Origin of the sequence: Bradyrhizobium sp. B124 (assembly GCF_038967635.1) — a bacterium.
In the GTDB taxonomy this organism is placed as follows: domain Bacteria; phylum Pseudomonadota; class Alphaproteobacteria; order Rhizobiales; family Xanthobacteraceae; genus Bradyrhizobium.
The window spans coordinates 1,651,570-1,668,364 of the sequence record NZ_CP152413.1 but is presented as its reverse complement, the minus strand read 5'-3'; the positions used below and the strand labels follow the sequence as shown (position 1 = coordinate 1,668,364).

The following is a 16,795-nucleotide window of genomic DNA, read 5'->3' as shown; positions in this document are numbered from 1 at the left end:
TCAAGTCTCCTTGCATGGTCGGAGAGCGCCCACGTAATCGGTAGCGATGGGGAGGCTCAAATTTTTAGGTGTAGCGTATCGCCAATGGTGTTTCCCCTTTTTGACATCTGGAGTGCGCCGTCTTGCTATCACCGCTTGGATAGGTACGGGCGAAGAGCAGCGAGGGGCCCGAGAGGAGATGAGCGAAGAGCTGAAGCAGGCCGACGACAATACAGGGCGCATTTGCTTGGTGTTGCCAACGGAGCCTTCCACCCGGAACGGCTTCCGACTGCGCCCCTCCTAACCTTGAAGTGCGGGCCGGGCAGACGGGGACGCAGCCACCGCGGGAGGCGGCTCGCAGTTGGGCTTTCGTCCACCGTGCAGGCACAGCTTCGCCCTTTCCGCCTTCAGTCAGGTGACAAACCCGACTGAAGCTCCTGACGAGAGAGAGGGCCGAAGCCCCGCGTACTAGTTTCCCTTCGGACCATATCTTGGAGGTCCGCACGGCGTTGTCCCCACCGTGTCCGCTTGAGACGATTTTTTCGGCTCGTCTCGCCGGCCAGCTCGGTTCGGGTGGTCATCCCGTCGACGATGCTGATCGACCTTGCGGTCATTCATCTGCGGCAAATCGCTCACCTCAGTGAGCGATTTCGCCGGCGGCGGGGACATGGCCGATCTCGACCCGCCACTATTCTCGCGGCCGGTTGGTCGTATTCACTCAGTTGCGGCGGGGGCCACCGTGCAGGCCCGCAACGAGGTGCGCGCGACCAACCGAACCAACGGTTCGATCAGCCGTGCGTCACCTCGCTGAGAGCGCCGGCAGCGGCCTTCCGAGTTGCGAGGGTGCCTGGATTAGTACCGCTGACACTCAGGACCAGATGGACGCCGTCGACTTCAAAGATGGCACCGACGTACTTTCTGCCGACGAAGACAGAGACTCTTGCGCCGGATTTACCCGGGTAATATGCTGAGCTATCAGTTGCTGCCGAGCACTGAGCTTTGCGATGGGCCCTGCCGTTTGCCGCGGCGGGGCTTCGCGTTTTGGGGAAACGTCTAGGCACAGGATGTCTCCCTCCAACCCGCTTGAGCGGCTGAGCGTCGAGTTATGGAGGGCGGGTGAGGAGGCTCTCTGCGGGTCCGAGAACGGGCCATGAACCAGTCTGGGACTTTTTCTGGGACTGTCCGGACTCTTAGGGGCGTTTTGGTGCTCTTCGATCTCCTTGCGTTCTCGCGGAACAGGCAAGGGTTATCGATGGCTTGAAAGCCAAAAACCAAAGCAAATCTAGAGTGTTTAGAGTGGGGCGGACTGGCGCGCTCGGAGAGATTCGAACTCCCGACCCTCGGAATCGAAATCCGATGCTCTATCCAGCTGAGCTACGAGCGCGTTGCGGTTCGATTATCAGACTTGGGCTGTCGGGGCCAGCAGGGACGGCACGGCGTCCACGCCTCCCGCCGGCCTTGCTTTGAGCTCAGAAGCAGGGATGCCGGCGACGATCCTGGCCGATATAGGCAGCCGAGCTCTGGTAGCACTTGTTGGTCGACGGGCCGTCATAATAGGCGAAGCTGCCGGCGGCCGGGCCCGGGCCGTAATTGTGCAGATAGCTGATGTGGTAGGGCAGGCCCCAATGCGCGTGGTGGTGATGCCGGTGATGGTGCGGGGTGGCCGAGAGGTCGGCCGCTGCAGCCGGGGTGAAGGCCGGGATGGCCAGGGAAACGGTCACGGCGAGGGCGGCGAAAAGCTTGGTCTTCGTCATTGGCGGCCTCCTGGCATTCACGCTGGAATCGGCTTCCGCAGCCGGTCCAAGATCCTCTGGCGCTTCATTTAACCCGGATTCCGGCCAAAAGCTGCGGGAAATCAGCCACAGCGCGCCAAATTTTGCCTTTTTGGGGATGCTTAACGGATTGCCAACACAGTCCGGCCAGAGTCTTGCGGTCAGGTCCGCCCGGGCCGCCTTTCCCTCGGTTTCGAACATTCCATGCGCATCACGCCCCTTGTTGCCTTGCTGCTCTCGGTTCTGGCGGTCACGCCAGCGCGAGCCGTTCTGCACATCACGCGCGACCATGGCGGCTATGTCGAGGAGTACAAGGCCAAGTACAAGCAGATCCGCGACCGCCGCGAGCGCGTCGTGATCGACGGCATCTGCAATTCGGCCTGCACGCTGGTGTTCGGCATCGTGCCGCTGAACAAGATTTGCGTGACGCCGAAGGCCAGCATCGGCTTCCACCAGGCCTATTACGACAAGGCCTTCACCTTCGGCATCAAGGTCACCAGCCTCGAGGGCACCTCCGACCTGATGTCCTACTATCCCGACACGGTGAAGGACTGGATCCGCCGCAATGGCGGGCTCACCACCGAGATGAAGAAGATCAAGAACGGCGTCGATCTCTGGAAGATCGTCGATCCCTGTCCAGAAGAGTGGTAGGCGCGGACGCTCGCGCGCTCCGGACCTTCTTCCAGCGCGGCTTTGCCTGCTTGTCGCGTGCGGCCAATGCCCGCGATCCGAGAGCCTGCGGTCAGAATTTGGAACCGGCAGCACGGGCCATTCGTTTTGCTCATGATGCGTTCATCCTCATGATGCGATTGTGGGTCCGAGCAGCGAGAGCGAGCCTCACCGCCGGAACGGACCGGCCTCAGCTCGCCCGCGCAGGAGGTTGTGATGGCAACCAGGTCCAATCTTTCGAAGGCTGAACTCGCCCGCGGCGTTGCCGGCGCCGCGTCAGCGTTGGTGCTGAGCGCGCTCGTGCTGTTCGTCGCCGCCCATCATCTGAGCGGCGGGTAGGCCGGACGGCGGATCCACCAAGCCAGTCATGAAAACAGGAAGGTCCCGATCAGGAGACCGGCCGCAAATGCCCAGAGTCCGAGGGTGCAGGCCGAGATGACCCGAACGAGATTGCGCAGATCCACGTCCTGCCAGCTGCTGTGGGATCGATACGTCAATTGCAGGCACCCCCTGCGGCGGCCGCCTTTGCTCTCCGCTGGGAACCCTGTTCCTCATAGATGCCCAAATGAAGGCAGCGGTCGGTTGCGCCAATCACGCGTTTGCGATCTCTAGGCGCCGGTCGGCGGCCTTCCTTGCCAGAAAGGACCGAAGCCGGAGCCCTTCACGCCGCGAAGGCCGAACCGCCGCCTTGCACGATGTCACTGAGATACTTCGCCGGCGGCTTGCCGAGTGCCTTCTTGAACATGGTGATGAACGCCGTGACGGATTCATAACCGAGCGCGGTCGAGACCTGCTGAACACTTGCGCCGGCCGACAACTCACGCAACGCGACGATCAAATGCAGCTGCTGGCGCCAGCGGCCGAACGTCAGGCCGGTTTCGCTCAGGACGAGACGTGCGAGGCTGCTCTCGCTCATTGCCACACGGTTGGCCCATTCGACCATCGTGCTGCGATCGGAGGGATCGTCGGCGAGATCAGCCGCGATCCGTCGCAGGCGCGGTTCGCCTGAGATCGGCAGATGCAGCTGCTGGACCGGCATTTGCGGCAATTCGTTCAGCAGCAATTGCGCGACGAGCGTCGCATCGCCGACATCGTGCTGCATGCGATCCGAAAGCGCGATGATAAGCTCGCGGAGCAGCGGCGAGATCGACAGCGTGCAGCAGCGGTCGGGCAGGTCGGCGGCCCCGGGCTCGATGAAAACGAAGAAGATCCGCGCATTGGCGGTTGCGATATTGGTGTGGCGGGTGCCGCCGGGCAGCCAGACGCCGCAATGCGGCGGCACCATCCACAGTCCGTTCGGAACGCGGCACATCACGCCGCCGCCGAGCGCAAACACTAGCTGTCCCTTGCGGTGCGCATGCTCGGCCGCCTCGACCCTGTTCGCGGTGATGTCGAGGCGCACGGCGAGCGCCGGGGCCGTGACGTCATCCGGATCGAGGTCCGGCCAGGGATAGCGAAGCTCGAAACCCATAGCGAAGCTCAAAACCCATAGCGGAGCTGAAAACCCATCGCGTGACGGAATTTAGCGATCGATAGAGCAAATATGTAAATTCTTCCGGCGGCCAAGTCGATAGTTTCCGCGCATGCAGATAGCCGGGAGCACGCGATGACGATGATTGCGCCGATGCGGACGTTGGGCGGGCAGGGGCTCCTGGTCGCGGGGATCCTGCTGATCGCCTCGGCGCTCCGTGCGCCCATCACTGGCGTGGCGCCGATGCTCGGCCTGATCCGCGAGAGCAGCGGGGTCAGCGCGGCAGAGGCGGGGATCCTGACGACGCTGCCCTTGCTTGCGTTCGCCGCGATCTCACCGGTTGCAGCCATCCTCGGGCGCAGATGCGGCATGGAGCGGTCGCTATTCGGCGCGCTGCTGGTCATTGCGGCCGGGATCGCGCTGCGCTCGTCCGGTCCGGTCTGGGCGCTGTTCGCCGGCACTGCCACCCTTGGTGCCGGGATCGCTGTCGCAAATGTCCTGCTGCCGAGCCTGCTCAAGCGGGACTTCCCGACCCGCATCGCCAGCCTGACGGGGGCCTACGCGATCACGTCCGCATTGGCGCAGGCGCTCGCATCTGTTGTGGCGATCCCGCTCGCCCTGTTGCCCGGATCGAACTGGCACCTTTCGCTTGCGAGCACACTGATCTTTCCGCTGGTGGCGCTAATGGTCTGGGCACCGCAACTGGGGATGCACTCGGCTCCGGCGATCGAGCCTGGTTCATCGTCGCATCGCGGGCACATCTGGCACTCGCCGCTCGCCTGGCAGGTCACCGGCTTTCTCGGCCTGACCTCGCTGGTGTTCTACATCATCGTCGGATGGCTGCCCGCCATTCTCGTGCAGGCAGGTTATTCAGCGGCGGCGGCGGGCACGTTGCACGGTGTGTCGCAATTGGCGACGGCGGTTCCCGGCTTGATCCTCGGTCCGATGGTCCGCCGCATGAAGGATCAGCGCGGCATCGCGATCGCGGTGTCGCTCGCGACCTGCGTCGCGCTGCTCGGCTTGTGGCAGCTTCCGTCGCTTGCGATGGTGTGGGTCGCGCTGTTCGGCTTCGGAGCGGGAGCGGCGTTTATCCTCGGTCTCACATTCGTCAGCCTGCGAACCGCGCACAGCCATCAGGCGGCCGCGCTGTCAGGCATGGCGCAATGCCTCGGCTATACGCTCGCGGCTGCAGGCCCACCGCTTGCCGGACTTGCCCACGATGCGACCGGTGGCTGGGAGGTCGCGCTCGTCTGCTGTGCCGTCGCGACGGTGCTGATGGCAGTCCTTGGCAACTTCGCCGCGTCCACGATCTGATGCTTGTTCTGTGCGGACATACGGCCTGTCAGATCGGCTTCCACACCGGCCGCATACCGGGGATGGCGGATGCCCGTCGGTTGTATGTGATGAAGCCGCGCGCTACAGAGGCGCGTGGCAAGCAAGCGCCCGGGGAAAGTGCCGTTGAGGATATCCGCCAATACGCGCATCGTGATCGGATCGACGCTTTTTGCCCTGGCGTCGAGTGCATTGCTCTATCTGGTTCCGGCGAGCCCGATCGACAGACAACTTCTGCGCGGCACCTTTCACTTTTATCAGGGGCACGCGTTTCTCGTCCCGGTCAAATACGTGGATGGCGAGATCAAGACTGCCCGGCTGTATGAAGACGACAGGCTGCTCGGCCCGGCGAACAGCACCCAGCAGGAGATCATCGGCAAGGGCGCCGGCCGATTTGGACTTTACCGGGATCGCTGGGGCTATTTCGGGCCGGCCTTGATGTTCTCGACAAGCGACAATACCGACCCGAACACGAACGGCAGGAAGTATCACCTCAGATGACGATCTGACCTGTGCCGGGTGCCGTCACGTGGTGCGTATCACGCCCAGTTCCTTCGAGCGCTGGAGAAGAGCCGGCTGGTAAGGCGGCGCGGGATCGTCGTCGTCGTCAGGGATGGCGGCTGCATCCGACAAACACGCATGGCATCCTTGAGGACAAATGGTCGTGATTTGTAGCGAACGGGCGCGACAGTCTGCAGGGTCAGAGCGGTTTCAGGCGACAAAGCAACCCGGCGGAACGAGATGCAAAGCTCGGACAGATCATCTCGCGAGAATGCGAAGTGTGACTAACAGACGGTGCAACACGTTCAGTGTCGTCCCTGCGAAAGCAGGGACCCATAACCACCGATGGTCATCGTTGAAGGTCGCTGGAACGACGCGTCCCTTTCACAACATCCACCGCGGAGTATGGGTCCCTGCTTTCGCAGGGACGACAGTGTGCCTGGGGCGCCAGTCCGGCTAGCCCGCAAAAATTCGCGATTGCCGGTTGCCTCTTCTTCAGGCAATGACGGCCTGCAATGAACAAGAGCTTCGAGGAAACTGCCGCTCGTCTGGCGCCGGCGATTTTTGTCGTGCTGTGGAGTACGGGATTCATCGGCACCAAATACGTCATCAACAATGCGGAGCCGCTGACCTATCTGGCGATCAGGATGGCGTTCGTGGTGGTGGTGATGGCGGTCATCGCCGCGGTCGCACGGCCGAAATGGCCGGACCGGACAGGCGTTTTCCACAGTGCGGTGGCCGGCATCCTAGTGCACGGCTTCTATCTCGGCGGCACCGCGATTGCGATCGCGCATTCGATTCCCGCAGGGCTCTCGGCGTTGATCCCGGGCCTGCAGCCGATCCTGACCTCGACCATCGCCAACCGCTGGCTCGGCGAGCGCGTCACGCCGCGGCAATGGGGCGGGCTGCTGCTCGGCCTCGCCGGCGTCGTGCTGATCCTGCACAACCGGCCGATGACGGGTGACGCGGGATGGGGTTGGCTTGCCTCCGGCGTCTCGCTGATCAGCATCACGCTCGGCACGCTCTACCAGCGCCGTTACTGCAACCAGATCGACTGGCGCGCCGGCAACCTCGTGCAATACGTTGCGGTGACGATCTTCTTCGGCATCGGCGCCTGGCTGTTCGAGACCAATGTCGTGCATTGGACCCGTGAGTTCGTGCTGGCGATCGCCTGGCTGGTGTTCGCGCTGTCGATCGGCTCGATTGGGCTATTGTACTGGCTGATCCGTCACCATGCCGCGACCTCGGTCGCGAGTCTGTTCTATCTGGTGCCGGCGGTGACCGCGCTGATGGCCTATGTGCTGTTCGGCGAGCGGCTGGATTACGTCGCGATGGCCGGCATGGCCGCCTGCGCAGCGGCAGTGCTGGTGGTCAACCGCCGCGCTTAATCCTTGCCGCGGATCTTAGCGTAGGCGGCTAGCGCGCGTTCGCGGCCCTGCTTGTGATCGACGATCGGCGGCGGATAGGTCTTGCCGAGTTCGATGCCGGCGCTCGCCAGTTCGATCGGTGTTGCAGTCCATGGCTGGTGGATGAGGTCGGTCGGCAAACGCGCGAGCTCCGGCACCCAGCGCCTGACATAGGCGCCGTCCGGATCGAATTTCTCGCCCTGCAGGATCGGATTGAAGACGCGGAAATACGGCGCGGCGTCGGCGCCAGAGCCTGCGACCCATTGCCAATTCGCTGGATTGGAGCCGGCATCGGCATCGACCAGCGTGTCCCAGAACCATGCTTCGCCGCTACGCCAGTCGATCAGCAGGTGCTTCACCAGGAACGAGGCGACCACCATGCGTACCCGGTTGTGCATCACGCCGGTGTGCCAGAGCTCGCGCATGCCGGCGTCGACGATCGGATAGCCGGTCAGGCCGCGCTGCCAGGCCTTCAATGCGCGCGCGTCGCGCTTCCACGGAAACGCGTCGAACTGCTCCTGCAGATTCCGATCCGCCATATCAGGCACATCGAACAGCAGGTGACGGCAGAACTCGCGCCAGCCGAGCTCGCTGAGAAATTTATCGATGTCGCCGCCGAGGCGCGGGTGCTCGGCGGCGGCGAAACGAGCGGCGTGCCAGACTTGGCGCGGGCTGATCTCGCCGAAGCGCAGATGCGGCGACAGGCGCGAGGTGCCGTCGCGGTCCGGCCGGTCGCGGTCGCCGGCATAGCCGCTGATACGCTCGTCGAGGAATGTCTTCAGTCGATCGCGCGCCGCGGCTTCGCCGGGGGTCCAGCTTTCGCGCAGGCCGCCGGCCCAATCGGGCCGTGTCGGCTCGAGATCCCAGTCGTCGACGGTTTCGCTCGCGACGCCGCTGACGGATGCGAGCTTCCTCGGTGCCGGCAGCGGCTTTGGCGGATCGCCGAGCCCCTGCACACGTCGCCAGAACGGCGTGAAGACACGCAGGCCACGGTTGTCCTTGTTGCGGATCGCCTGGGGCGCGACGAGCAGGTCGCCGGCAAAAATTTGCGAAGAGATGCCGTCAGTTGCGAGCGCAGCTTCGACATCTCTGGCAACGGCTCGATGCGGCGCCTGTGCGATGTCGTTCCAGAGCACGGCACCCGCATGGATGTCGCGGGCCAGTGTGGCGATCACGGAGGCGGCCGGTCCGGTGCGCAACACCAGCGTTCCGCCGATCGCCTCAAGGCTCTTGCGGAGCGCGCGCAGCGACTGCGCCAGCCACCAGCGCGTCGCGCCCCCGAGAGGGCGCGCGGCTGGAGGTTTCAGGGCACGGCTTGCTTCGTCGCGGACATAGAGAGCAACCACGGGCGCGCCGCGGCTGGCCGCTTCATGCAGGGCCGGGTGATCCGACAGCCGCAGATCGTCGCGGAACCAGACGATAACAGGCTGTGCGCGGGCCACCCGGACGCTGCTTACCGGCCGTTACTTCGGCTGCGGCACGATGCGGATGTAGGGCTTCGGTTCTTTCCAGCCCTGCGGATAGATCGTCTTGGCCTCGTCGTTGCTGACCGAGCCCGCAATGATCACGTCCTCGCCCTGCTTCCAGTCGGCGGGGGTGGCGACGCGGTGCGTGGCCGTGAGCTGCAGCGAGTCGATGACGCGCAGGATCTCCTGGAAGTTCCGGCCGGTGGTCATCGGGTAGACCAGCACCAGCTTGATCTTCTTGTCGGGGCCGATGATGAAGACGTTGCGGACCGTCTGATTATCCGCCGGCGTGCGGGTGAGGGGATCGCCCGAGGTCGAGGCAGGCAGCATGTCGTAGAGCTTCGACACGTTGAAATCGGTGTCGCCGATCATCGGATAGTTCGGCGCGGCGCCCTGGGTTTCCTTGATGTCCTCGGACCATTTGGCGTGACGATCGACCGGATCGACCGACAGCCCCATGAGCTTGACGCCGCGCTTGTCGAATTCGGGCTTCAGGCGGGCGAGCGCACCGAGCTCGGTGGTGCAGACCGGAGTGAAGTCCTTGGGATGGGAGAACAAAAGCACCCAGCTGCTGCCGATCCAGTCGTGGAACTTGATCTTCCCTTCGGTGGTCTCGGCTTCGAAGTCGGGGGCGACGGCGCCAATCTGAAGTGCCATGATTTTACCTCATCTCTTTGAAGTTGCAGATAAAATTGTATTTGAGGTGGTCTGTTCCAGTATAGGACGCGAAAAGGCTTAAGTGAACGGGTTCTGAAAAAAGGTGAGACATTTCTCCTTGAGGGCGAAATTCCGAGCAATTTGTTTTGATCCGTACTCCTGCGACGAGATATCAACGGCGGCACAAAAGCTTGGAAATGCCCAGATAAAGCCGCTTATCGCCGTCATCACGCCGGCCCCGGCTGCTATAGGACTGAACCGTGACAGCGTTTAAAGCGACCAAATAGCAACCATCTAAAAATCTCGGAACCCAAGTTCCGAATCATTAACCACTCGTTTACGCCCGCATGGAAAAGCTGGCCTCAGATAGGAATTGAAAGCTCCCACAATGTCTACCCCAAGTACCAAGACCGCTGAGGCTCTCAGCGGTGCGTTGCATCCATCCTGCCGCAAGACCGCCGCCCACGCGCTGACCATTGTGCGCGACGGCGTGATCACCGGCGAAGGTCCCACCACCAAGGGCCGTATCCATTTCTCCCGGTCACTCGATGCCGATGACGCTGCCTGGTGCGCGCGCATCCTGACGGCGGCCGCGGTCGAGCACCAGCCGGTCAGCCGGGCCGAGATCGAGGCGCTGTTCGCGATCAACGAGGCTGCTGCCGAGCGCAGCGATGGCGGCCGGTTCGACGACCTGCTCGCCAAGGCGATCGCCCATCATGCCGCGTCCGAGTCCGGTCTGCCGGTGCCGCCGCGCACGGTGGCGCTGTCGCCGGATACGAACATCGATCGGTGGGCGCCGACGCAAGGCACCAAGATGGACACCAAGGTTCTGGAATGGATCGCGGGCCGGATGCGCGGTCAGCGCCGCACCGGTCGCGCGCTCGCGGCGATGGTAGCGACGCTGGTCGGCGCCACCGCGCTGCCGCTCGCAGCCCAGCTGCCCAACGTGTTCGACATCGGGATGATGTGATCATTCGGGATGATGCCTGTGCATCATCCCGAACCAACGGCTTCAGGCGAGAGCGGCGGGGATCACTTCCCCGCCGTTTTCTGTTTGCCGCCGCTCTCCTCGAGCCCGAGCGTCCGCCCCGGGAACCCGGCGACGTCGAAATAGCGGGTCGAGAGCACGCGCTGGAATTTCAGCACGGTGCGCAGGCCGTTGGCCGACGGCTTCTTCGACATGATGGTGCCCTCGGCCATCTTCGGTACGATGCCGTTCGGGAGCGCTTCCGACATCACCCGGCCGATCAGCCCGCCATTGTTCGGCGCGCGCAGCCCGAGCAGTTGCGCCGCGGTCATGCCGACATCGGCGTTGCTGACCGGTAGCGGATCGACATAGCCCGCCTTGAAGTCGGGGCCGATCGCGGCGGTGAAGTTGAAGGTGTCGCCGCGGCTGAAGCTGCCATGCATGCCCTGGCCCTGGCGCAGCACGGTGTCGGCAACCTGCACCGAGCAGTTGGTCGGGATCTCGCAGCCGCTCGACCAGGAGCGGAAGTTGACCACGATCGACGGGTTCGGCGTCACCGCCTTGCCCTTCAAATTGAGGTTCGACATCGGCAGCGTGCCGGGGAAGGTGCCGAGCTTGTCGTCGACGAACAGGCCGCTGACATAGTCCTGCTCGAGCAGCGCCTTGACCACGCGGTCGGCGAGCTTCTTGTCGCGGTTCGGCAGATAGACCAGATCCGAGCCGCCATTGGTGGCGATCACGACGTCAGGCTTGGCCGGGTCCTGGCCGAGCACGCCGTTGCCGGCCTTCGGATGGGCATTGTCGGCGACCTTGGCATTCTTGTCGTTGGGGTCGAACAGCGGCAGGTTCAGCGCCTTGGCGAGATCGATCGCCAGAAAGCCCATCGGCAGGAAATCCGTCGGCGTGTCGTCGTAGGCGATCTTGGCCGAGGGGCTGGTCTTGCTCTCCTTCGAGATCGTCGAGAAGCCATGGTCGGAGGAGACCATGATGTTGGTGTTGGCGGAAAGTCCGAGCTCGTCGAGCGCCTTGCGGAGCTGGGCGAGGTTGTTGTCGGCATTCTTGATGCCGGCCATCGAGGTCGGGCCGTTGATGCCGGGCGTGATGGTGTTGAGGCTGTCGCCGGTATTGTGCTGGCTGCCGTCCGGATCGCGCGACCAGAACACCAGCACGAACGGCTTGTTGCGCGCCTTGAACATCGGCAGCACGACCTTGGTCGCGACGTCGGCCATGTAGGCCTGCTGTGCGACGTTGGCCACCGTGGTGCCGGACGTCTTGGCATCGCCGGCCTTGGCATTGTCGCCGCGGCTCGGCGTGGCGAGCGGCAGGCCGGCCTTGGTCAGCGCGTCCTTCATCTCATCGGAGAGCGGCACGCCGGCCTTGCCGCCAGTGGAATCGTCGACCACGATGGTGTTCTTGCCGCGATCGGTGTGGTCGAACAGCAGGGTCGGGCCGACCTTGCCGATGGCTGCGGTGCTAAAACCCTGGCCACGGGCCATCTTCAGCAACGTCTCCTCGTTGAGATAGTCGCCGTTGAAGTGATCGTCGATATCGGCGAGCACGGCGTCGTTCTCGATGAAGGGAACCACGGTGTCGCCGGCAGGCACCGAGGTGTAGCCGGTAAAGATCGTGTTGGAGAAGGTGCCGGTGTCGCCGAGATAGTGGCCGGTCGAGAGCGCCGAGCTGTTCGCCATCGTGAAGGTCGGGAACAGCGAATGCGAGTTCTTGAAATGGACGCCCTTGTCGCGGATCTCGGCCATCGCAGGCGCCGTCTGCGGCGTCACGATGCCGCCGCGCAGGCCGTCGGGGACGAACAGGATGAGGTTGCGGGGTTTTGCATTTTGCGCGGAAGCGGCGCCGGCTGAAAGCGCGATCATGCTCGCGGACAGTAATGTAATGGCACGGCGCATTTTGTTATTCCCCTGATGAAGCCCCGCGGCAGCCCGCCGCAGCCTTCGTTTAGTTTTGCCACATGACAGAAATGTTACAGCGCCTGCCGGGCGCTGTAACTGCCGGATTTTTCTTAGCGACGGCCGGTCAACCCGCCGTCATTCCGCGGGCTGAACCGCGGTGCTCTCATTGCGCGCGGCGCTGCCGGCATGCCCGTACCGTGCATAGAGCGCGGGCAGGACGGCGAGCGTGAGCAGGGTCGCGCTGATCAGGCCGCCGATCACGACGGTGGCGAGCGGCTTCTGCACCTCGGCGCCGGTGCCGGTGGCGAACGCCATCGGCACGAAACCGAGCGAGGCCACCAGCGCAGTCATCACCACCGGCCGGAAGCGGGTGAGGGCGCCTTGCTCGATGGCCTCCCGCATCGGCACGCCGCGCTCGCGCAATTGCCTGACGAAGCTCAGCATCACGAGCCCGTTCAGCACCGCAACGCCGGACAGCGCGATGAAGCCGACCGCCGCCGAGATCGAGAACGGCATGCCGCGCAGCCACAGCGCCGCGACGCCGCCGGTGAGCGCCAGCGGCACCGCGCTGAACACCAGCAGCGCATGGCGCGTCGAGCCCATCGCCGCCAGCAGCAACAGGAAGATCATCGCAAAACAGGCCGGCACCACGACGGCAAGGCGCTGGCGCGCCGCGGCGAGATTTTCCGATTGGCCGCCCCAGGTCATCCAGTAGCCGGGCGGCAGCTGCACCGATTGCGTGACCTTTGCCTGAGCTTCTTCGACCACCGAGCCGAGATCGCGGCCGCGGACATTGGCCGTCACCACGATGCGGCGCTTGCCGTTCTCGCGGCTGATCTGGTTCGGCCCCTCGGTGAAGGAGAACTGCGCGACGCGGTTGAGCGGCAGGCTCTGCACCGGCGAACTCGGCGTTGCCTTCGGCAAGGCGACCGGCAAATTGCTCAACGCCTCGAGATCGGAGCGGACGCTCTCCGGCAACCGCACCACGATGTCGAAGCTGCGATCGCCCTCGTAGACGACGCCGGCATCCTGGCCGCCGACCGCCGCACCGATCACGTCCTGGACCTCGGAGACGCTGAGGCCCCGCCGGGCGATCGCCGCCTTGTCGACCTTGATCTCGAGCACGGGCAGGCCACCGGCCTGTTCGACCTTGACGTCGGTCGCGCCGCGCACGCCGCGCAGCGCGGCGGCGATCTGGTTGGCGGCCTTCTGCATCGGCTCGAACTCGTCGCCGAACACCTTGACCGCGATGTCGCCGCGAACGCCGGCGAGCAGTTCGTTGAAGCGCATCTGGATCGGCTGGGTGAATTCATAGACGTTGCCGGGCAGCCGGCCGACCGCCTTCGAAATGTCTTCGATCAACTGCTCCTTGGTCAGCGACGGATCCGGCCACTGCGCGCGCGGCTTCAGGATGATGAAGGTGTCGGATGCGTTCGGCGGCATCGGGTCGCTCGCCACCTCCGCGGTGCCGGTCTTGGAGAAGACGAACGACACTTGCGGAAAGCGGCTGACGGCCTTCTCGACCGAGAGTTGCATCGCCTGCGACTGCGACAGCGCCGTGCTCGGAATTCTCAGCGCGTGCATGGCGATGTTCTTCTCGTCGAGCGAGGGGATGAACTCCTGGCCGAGCCGGAAGAACCCGAACAGGGCGGTCGCGAACAACACGACCGCCACGGCGATGACGGGTAGGGGCGTTGCAACCGCGCGCCGGAGCAGCGGGCTGTACCAGCGCTTCAATGTGGCAACGAGCCAGTTCTCCTTCTCCTGCACGCGGCCGGTGATGCCGATCGCGATCAGCGCCGGAACCAGTGTCAGCGACAGCACGAAGGCGGCAGCGAGCGCGAGAATCACGGTCAGCGCCATCGGCTCGAACATCTTGCCTTCGACGCCGGTGAAGGTGAGGAGCGGCACATAGACCAGCAGGATGATGGCCTGGCCGTAGAGGCTCGGCTGCACCATCTCCACGGCAGACGCCTGCACCGTCGCCAGCCGTTCGTTGCGGGTCAGCACGCGGCCAAGCACATGCTGCTTCTCGGCAAGATGACGCAGGCTGTTCTCGGTGATGATGACGGCGCCATCGACGATCAGGCCGAAATCCAGTGCACCGAGGCTCATCAGATTGGCGCTGATGCGGCCCTGAAACATGCCGATCGCCGTCATCAGCATGGCGATCGGGATCACCAGTGCCGTGATCAATGCCGCGCGGAAATTGCCGAGCAGCACGAACAGAACCGCGATCACCAGCAGCGCGCCTTCGGCGAGGTTTCGCGCCACCGTGCCGATGGTCGCATCGACCAGCTGGGTGCGATCGAGCACCGTCTCGACTGCGACGCCTGCCGGCAAGGATGGCGTGATCGCACGCAGTTTGGCGTCGACCGCGGCCGATACCGTGCGGCTGTTGGCGCCGATCAGCATCAGTGCGGTGCCGACCACGACCTCGCGGCCGTTCTCGCTGGCGCTGCCGGTGCGCGTCTCGCCGCCGATCGAGAGCGAGGCGAGGTCGCGGATCCGGACCGGGACGCCGCCGCGGGTGGTGACGACGACCGCGCCGAGCTCCTCGATGTTCTCGAGGCGGCCGCCGGACCGAACCACGAATCCTTCGCCGTTGCGCTCGATATAGCGCGCACCGCGGCTGACATTGTTGCTCTCGATCGCCTTGGCGACGTCGGCGAAGGTGAGGCCGAGCGCGATCAGCTTCGCCGCATCGGGCTGCACCTGGTACTGCTTGAGATAGCCGCCGATCGAATCGACGCCGGCGACGCCAGGCACCATCTTGATCTGCGGCTTGATGATCCAGTCCTGCACTGTGCGCAGATAGGCGTCTTTCTCGACCTCGCTTTGCAACACCTGGCCGTCCGCCGTCAGGAAGCGGCCGTCGCTCTGCAGGCCCGGCGCGCCGTCGGTCTGCACCTTCTGGCCGGAGTAGTGGACGGTCCACATGTAGATTTCGCCAAGACCCGTCGTGGTCGGGCCAATTCGCGGCTCGATGCCCTGGGGCAGGCGCGCGCGCACCTCGGTCAGGCGCTCGCCGACCTGCTGGCGGGCGAAATAGATGTCGGTGGCTTCGCTGAACACCGCGGTGATCTGCGAGAAGCCGTTGCGGGAGAGCGACCGCGTGCTCTCCAGCCCCGGCGCGCCCGCCAGCGCCGTCTCGATCGGGAAGGTGATCTGCTTCTCGATTTCCGCCGGCGACAACGCCGGGGCGACGGTGTTGATCTGGACCTGCTTGTTGGTGATGTCGGGCACTGCGTCGATCGGCAGCCTGGTCAATGCGAGGCCGCCGAGAAACATCAGGATGGCCGCCAGTGTGACAACGACCCAGCGCCGCTGGATCGCGAGACCGATGATGCGCTCAATCATGGCCGTGCTCCGCTTCGTCCTTCTCGACTTCGGCCTTCAACGTGAAGGTGTTCTGCACCGCAATGGTCTCGCCGGCGGCAAGACCCGCGACGATTTCGATGTCGTTATCGTCCTCACGGCCGGTCCGTACCGACCTCGCCTCGAAGCCGTCGGCGTCGCGCACGAACACGGTCGGCGTTCCCTTGATGGTTTGAATGGCCTTCTTCGTCACCATCACCGTCGACGGCGCGCCTGACAGCGGCACTTCCGCGGTGACGAAGGTGCCGGGCTTCCAGCGGTGCTCCTTGTTGGGCATGGTCGCGATCACGCGGGCATTGCGGGTCTCGCGGTCGAGCAGGGGGCTGACGAAGATCACGCCGGCATTGGCTTCATCCTCGGTGCCGATGGCGCGGATCTTGACCGAAACGCCTTCGCGGACCGCGCCGATGTCTTCGGGCGAAACCGCCAGATCGACCCAGATGTCGTCGAGATTGACGATGACGTAGAGTTCGCTTTCCTGCCCCTCGCGCCCGACCAGGCCGCCGAGATCGACGCGCCGTTCGGACACCCGGCCGCTGATCGGCGCGCGCAGGAACTGCGTCCGCAGGCTTTCGGGCGGCTGGTTGGGCAGATCGGTGATCTCGCTTTCCGACAGGCCGAGCGCAAACAGTTTTTGCCGCGCGCCGTCGAGCTTGATCTGGGCGTCGTTCGCGGTCAGTCGCGTGCGCAGGAACTCGTTTTCCGAGACGATGCGGGTCTCGACCAGCGTCTTCTGTCGCGCGTAGAGCGTCTGCTGCAGGTCGTTGGTGAGCCGCGCGGCGAGGTATTCGCTCTTGGCGTCGGCCACCTCACGACTTTCGATCGCAGCGACGATCTCGCCTTTCTCGACCACGTCGCCGAGACGCTTGCGCAGTTCCGTGACCGTCGCGAGCACGCGGACCGAGACGCGGCCGATATGATCGGCGTCGGGGATCAACGATCCCGGCGCGAGGAAATGCCGCTTCAGCATGCCGCCGCCGGCCGGTGCGAGCGTGATGCCAGATTCACGGATCTGGTCTTCGCTTAGCTCGATATGTCCGGGAGCTTCATGCGCGGCCTCGACTTTCGGTGGATCTGCGGTCGCCGTCTCCTGCGTCGTGGCCGGGAACCTGACTGGCCAGCCGATCCATCCGGCCGCCAGAATGATCAGTGCAATGCCGGCAGCCACGCCGGCGAAGAATAGAACAACCCGTTTCATGTGCGCCTCTCCGCAGCGCATGCCATTGGCCCTGCGCTGTCGCGACATCGATCTGTGCGGAAGCGTGCGCGCTACCGGATGGCAGCGGC

At 64.4% G+C, this 16,795-nt stretch carries 13 protein-coding genes and 1 tRNA gene; 6 read left to right on the top strand and 8 right to left on the bottom strand.

All coding sequences use genetic code 11. The features are described 5' to 3' along the window. Nucleotides 1-1,286: 1,286 nt before the first annotated feature. A tRNA-Arg gene (locus AAFG13_RS07925) sits at nt 1,287-1,363 on the bottom strand. 85 nt (nt 1,364-1,448) lie between these two features. Further along, the gene (locus AAFG13_RS07920) at nt 1,449-1,733 is read right to left on the bottom strand and encodes a hypothetical protein (protein ID WP_342711670.1); all 285 of its coding nucleotides are present in this window, start codon (nt 1,731-1,733) and stop codon (nt 1,449-1,451) included. A gap of 222 nt (nt 1,734-1,955) precedes the next feature. Here AAFG13_RS07920 and AAFG13_RS07915 point away from each other — a divergent pair, with 222 nt between their 5' ends. Both AAFG13_RS07915 and AAFG13_RS07910 read left to right on the top strand, forming a co-directional pair. Beyond that, nucleotides 1,956-2,402 carry a hypothetical protein gene (locus AAFG13_RS07915; protein WP_021080599.1) on the top strand — a complete coding sequence of 149 codons (447 nt, stop codon included), beginning with the start codon at nt 1,956-1,958 and terminating at the stop codon, nt 2,400-2,402. Nucleotides 2,403-2,636: 234 nt separating this feature from the next. Continuing rightward, nucleotides 2,637-2,759 carry a hypothetical protein gene (locus AAFG13_RS07910; protein WP_256459054.1) on the top strand — a complete coding sequence of 41 codons (123 nt, stop codon included), beginning with the start codon at nt 2,637-2,639 and terminating at the stop codon, nt 2,757-2,759. A gap of 322 nt (nt 2,760-3,081) precedes the next feature. Here AAFG13_RS07910 and AAFG13_RS07905 read toward each other — a convergent pair whose 3' ends face one another. Then, nucleotides 3,082-3,891 carry a helix-turn-helix transcriptional regulator gene (locus AAFG13_RS07905; RefSeq protein WP_342711669.1) on the bottom strand — a complete coding sequence of 270 codons (810 nt, stop codon included), beginning with the start codon at nt 3,889-3,891 and terminating at the stop codon, nt 3,082-3,084. Nucleotides 3,892-4,026: 135 nt separating this feature from the next. Between AAFG13_RS07905 and AAFG13_RS07900 the strand changes: the two genes are divergently transcribed. The 3 genes from AAFG13_RS07900 to AAFG13_RS07890 all read left to right on the top strand — a co-directional run bounded on the left by AAFG13_RS07900 (nt 4,027) and on the right by AAFG13_RS07890 (nt 7,112). Continuing rightward, nucleotides 4,027-5,205 carry an MFS transporter gene (locus tag AAFG13_RS07900; RefSeq protein ID WP_342711668.1) on the top strand — a complete coding sequence of 393 codons (1,179 nt, stop codon included), beginning with the start codon at nt 4,027-4,029 and terminating at the stop codon, nt 5,203-5,205. A gap of 114 nt (nt 5,206-5,319) precedes the next feature. Then, complete coding sequence (locus AAFG13_RS07895; protein WP_342711667.1) at nt 5,320-5,724, top strand: hypothetical protein; 405 nt, start codon at nt 5,320-5,322, stop codon at nt 5,722-5,724. A gap of 515 nt (nt 5,725-6,239) precedes the next feature. Further along, on the top strand, nt 6,240-7,112 hold the full coding sequence (locus AAFG13_RS07890) for a DMT family transporter (protein WP_342711666.1): 873 nt from the start codon (nt 6,240-6,242) through the stop codon (nt 7,110-7,112). Here AAFG13_RS07890 and AAFG13_RS07885 read toward each other — a convergent pair. Both AAFG13_RS07885 and AAFG13_RS07880 read right to left on the bottom strand, forming a co-directional pair. Next, a complete protein-coding gene (locus tag AAFG13_RS07885; RefSeq protein ID WP_342711665.1) occupies nt 7,109-8,572 on the bottom strand; it encodes a deoxyribodipyrimidine photo-lyase in 1,464 nt (487 codons plus the stop codon). The two genes, AAFG13_RS07890 and AAFG13_RS07885, sit on opposite strands and share 4 nt — an antisense overlap. Nucleotides 8,573-8,593: 21 nt before the next feature. Next, nucleotides 8,594-9,253 carry a peroxiredoxin gene (locus AAFG13_RS07880; protein ID WP_212318446.1) on the bottom strand — a complete coding sequence of 220 codons (660 nt, stop codon included), beginning with the start codon at nt 9,251-9,253 and terminating at the stop codon, nt 8,594-8,596. Between the two features lie 388 nt (nt 9,254-9,641). On the opposite strand from AAFG13_RS07880, the gene AAFG13_RS07875 reads away from it, so the two are divergent. Beyond that, on the top strand, nt 9,642-10,223 hold the full coding sequence (locus AAFG13_RS07875; protein ID WP_092114902.1) for a hypothetical protein: 582 nt from the start codon (nt 9,642-9,644) through the stop codon (nt 10,221-10,223). A gap of 62 nt (nt 10,224-10,285) precedes the next feature. Here the strand turns inward: AAFG13_RS07875 and AAFG13_RS07870 are convergent, their stop codons facing one another. From AAFG13_RS07870 to AAFG13_RS07860, 3 genes are all read right to left on the bottom strand, one after another. Further along, nucleotides 10,286-12,127, bottom strand: a complete 1,842-nt coding sequence (locus AAFG13_RS07870) for a nucleotide pyrophosphatase/phosphodiesterase family protein (RefSeq protein ID WP_342711664.1) — start codon at nt 12,125-12,127, stop codon at nt 10,286-10,288. Nucleotides 12,128-12,265: 138 nt separating this feature from the next. Beyond that, nucleotides 12,266-15,490 carry a CusA/CzcA family heavy metal efflux RND transporter gene (locus AAFG13_RS07865; RefSeq protein ID WP_342711663.1) on the bottom strand — a complete coding sequence of 1,075 codons (3,225 nt, stop codon included), beginning with the start codon at nt 15,488-15,490 and terminating at the stop codon, nt 12,266-12,268. Next, the gene (locus tag AAFG13_RS07860) at nt 15,483-16,706 is read right to left on the bottom strand and encodes an efflux RND transporter periplasmic adaptor subunit (protein WP_342711662.1); all 1,224 of its coding nucleotides are present in this window, start codon (nt 16,704-16,706) and stop codon (nt 15,483-15,485) included. Before AAFG13_RS07860 ends, AAFG13_RS07865 begins: the two co-directional genes overlap by 8 nt. Nucleotides 16,707-16,795 lie beyond the last annotated feature (89 nt).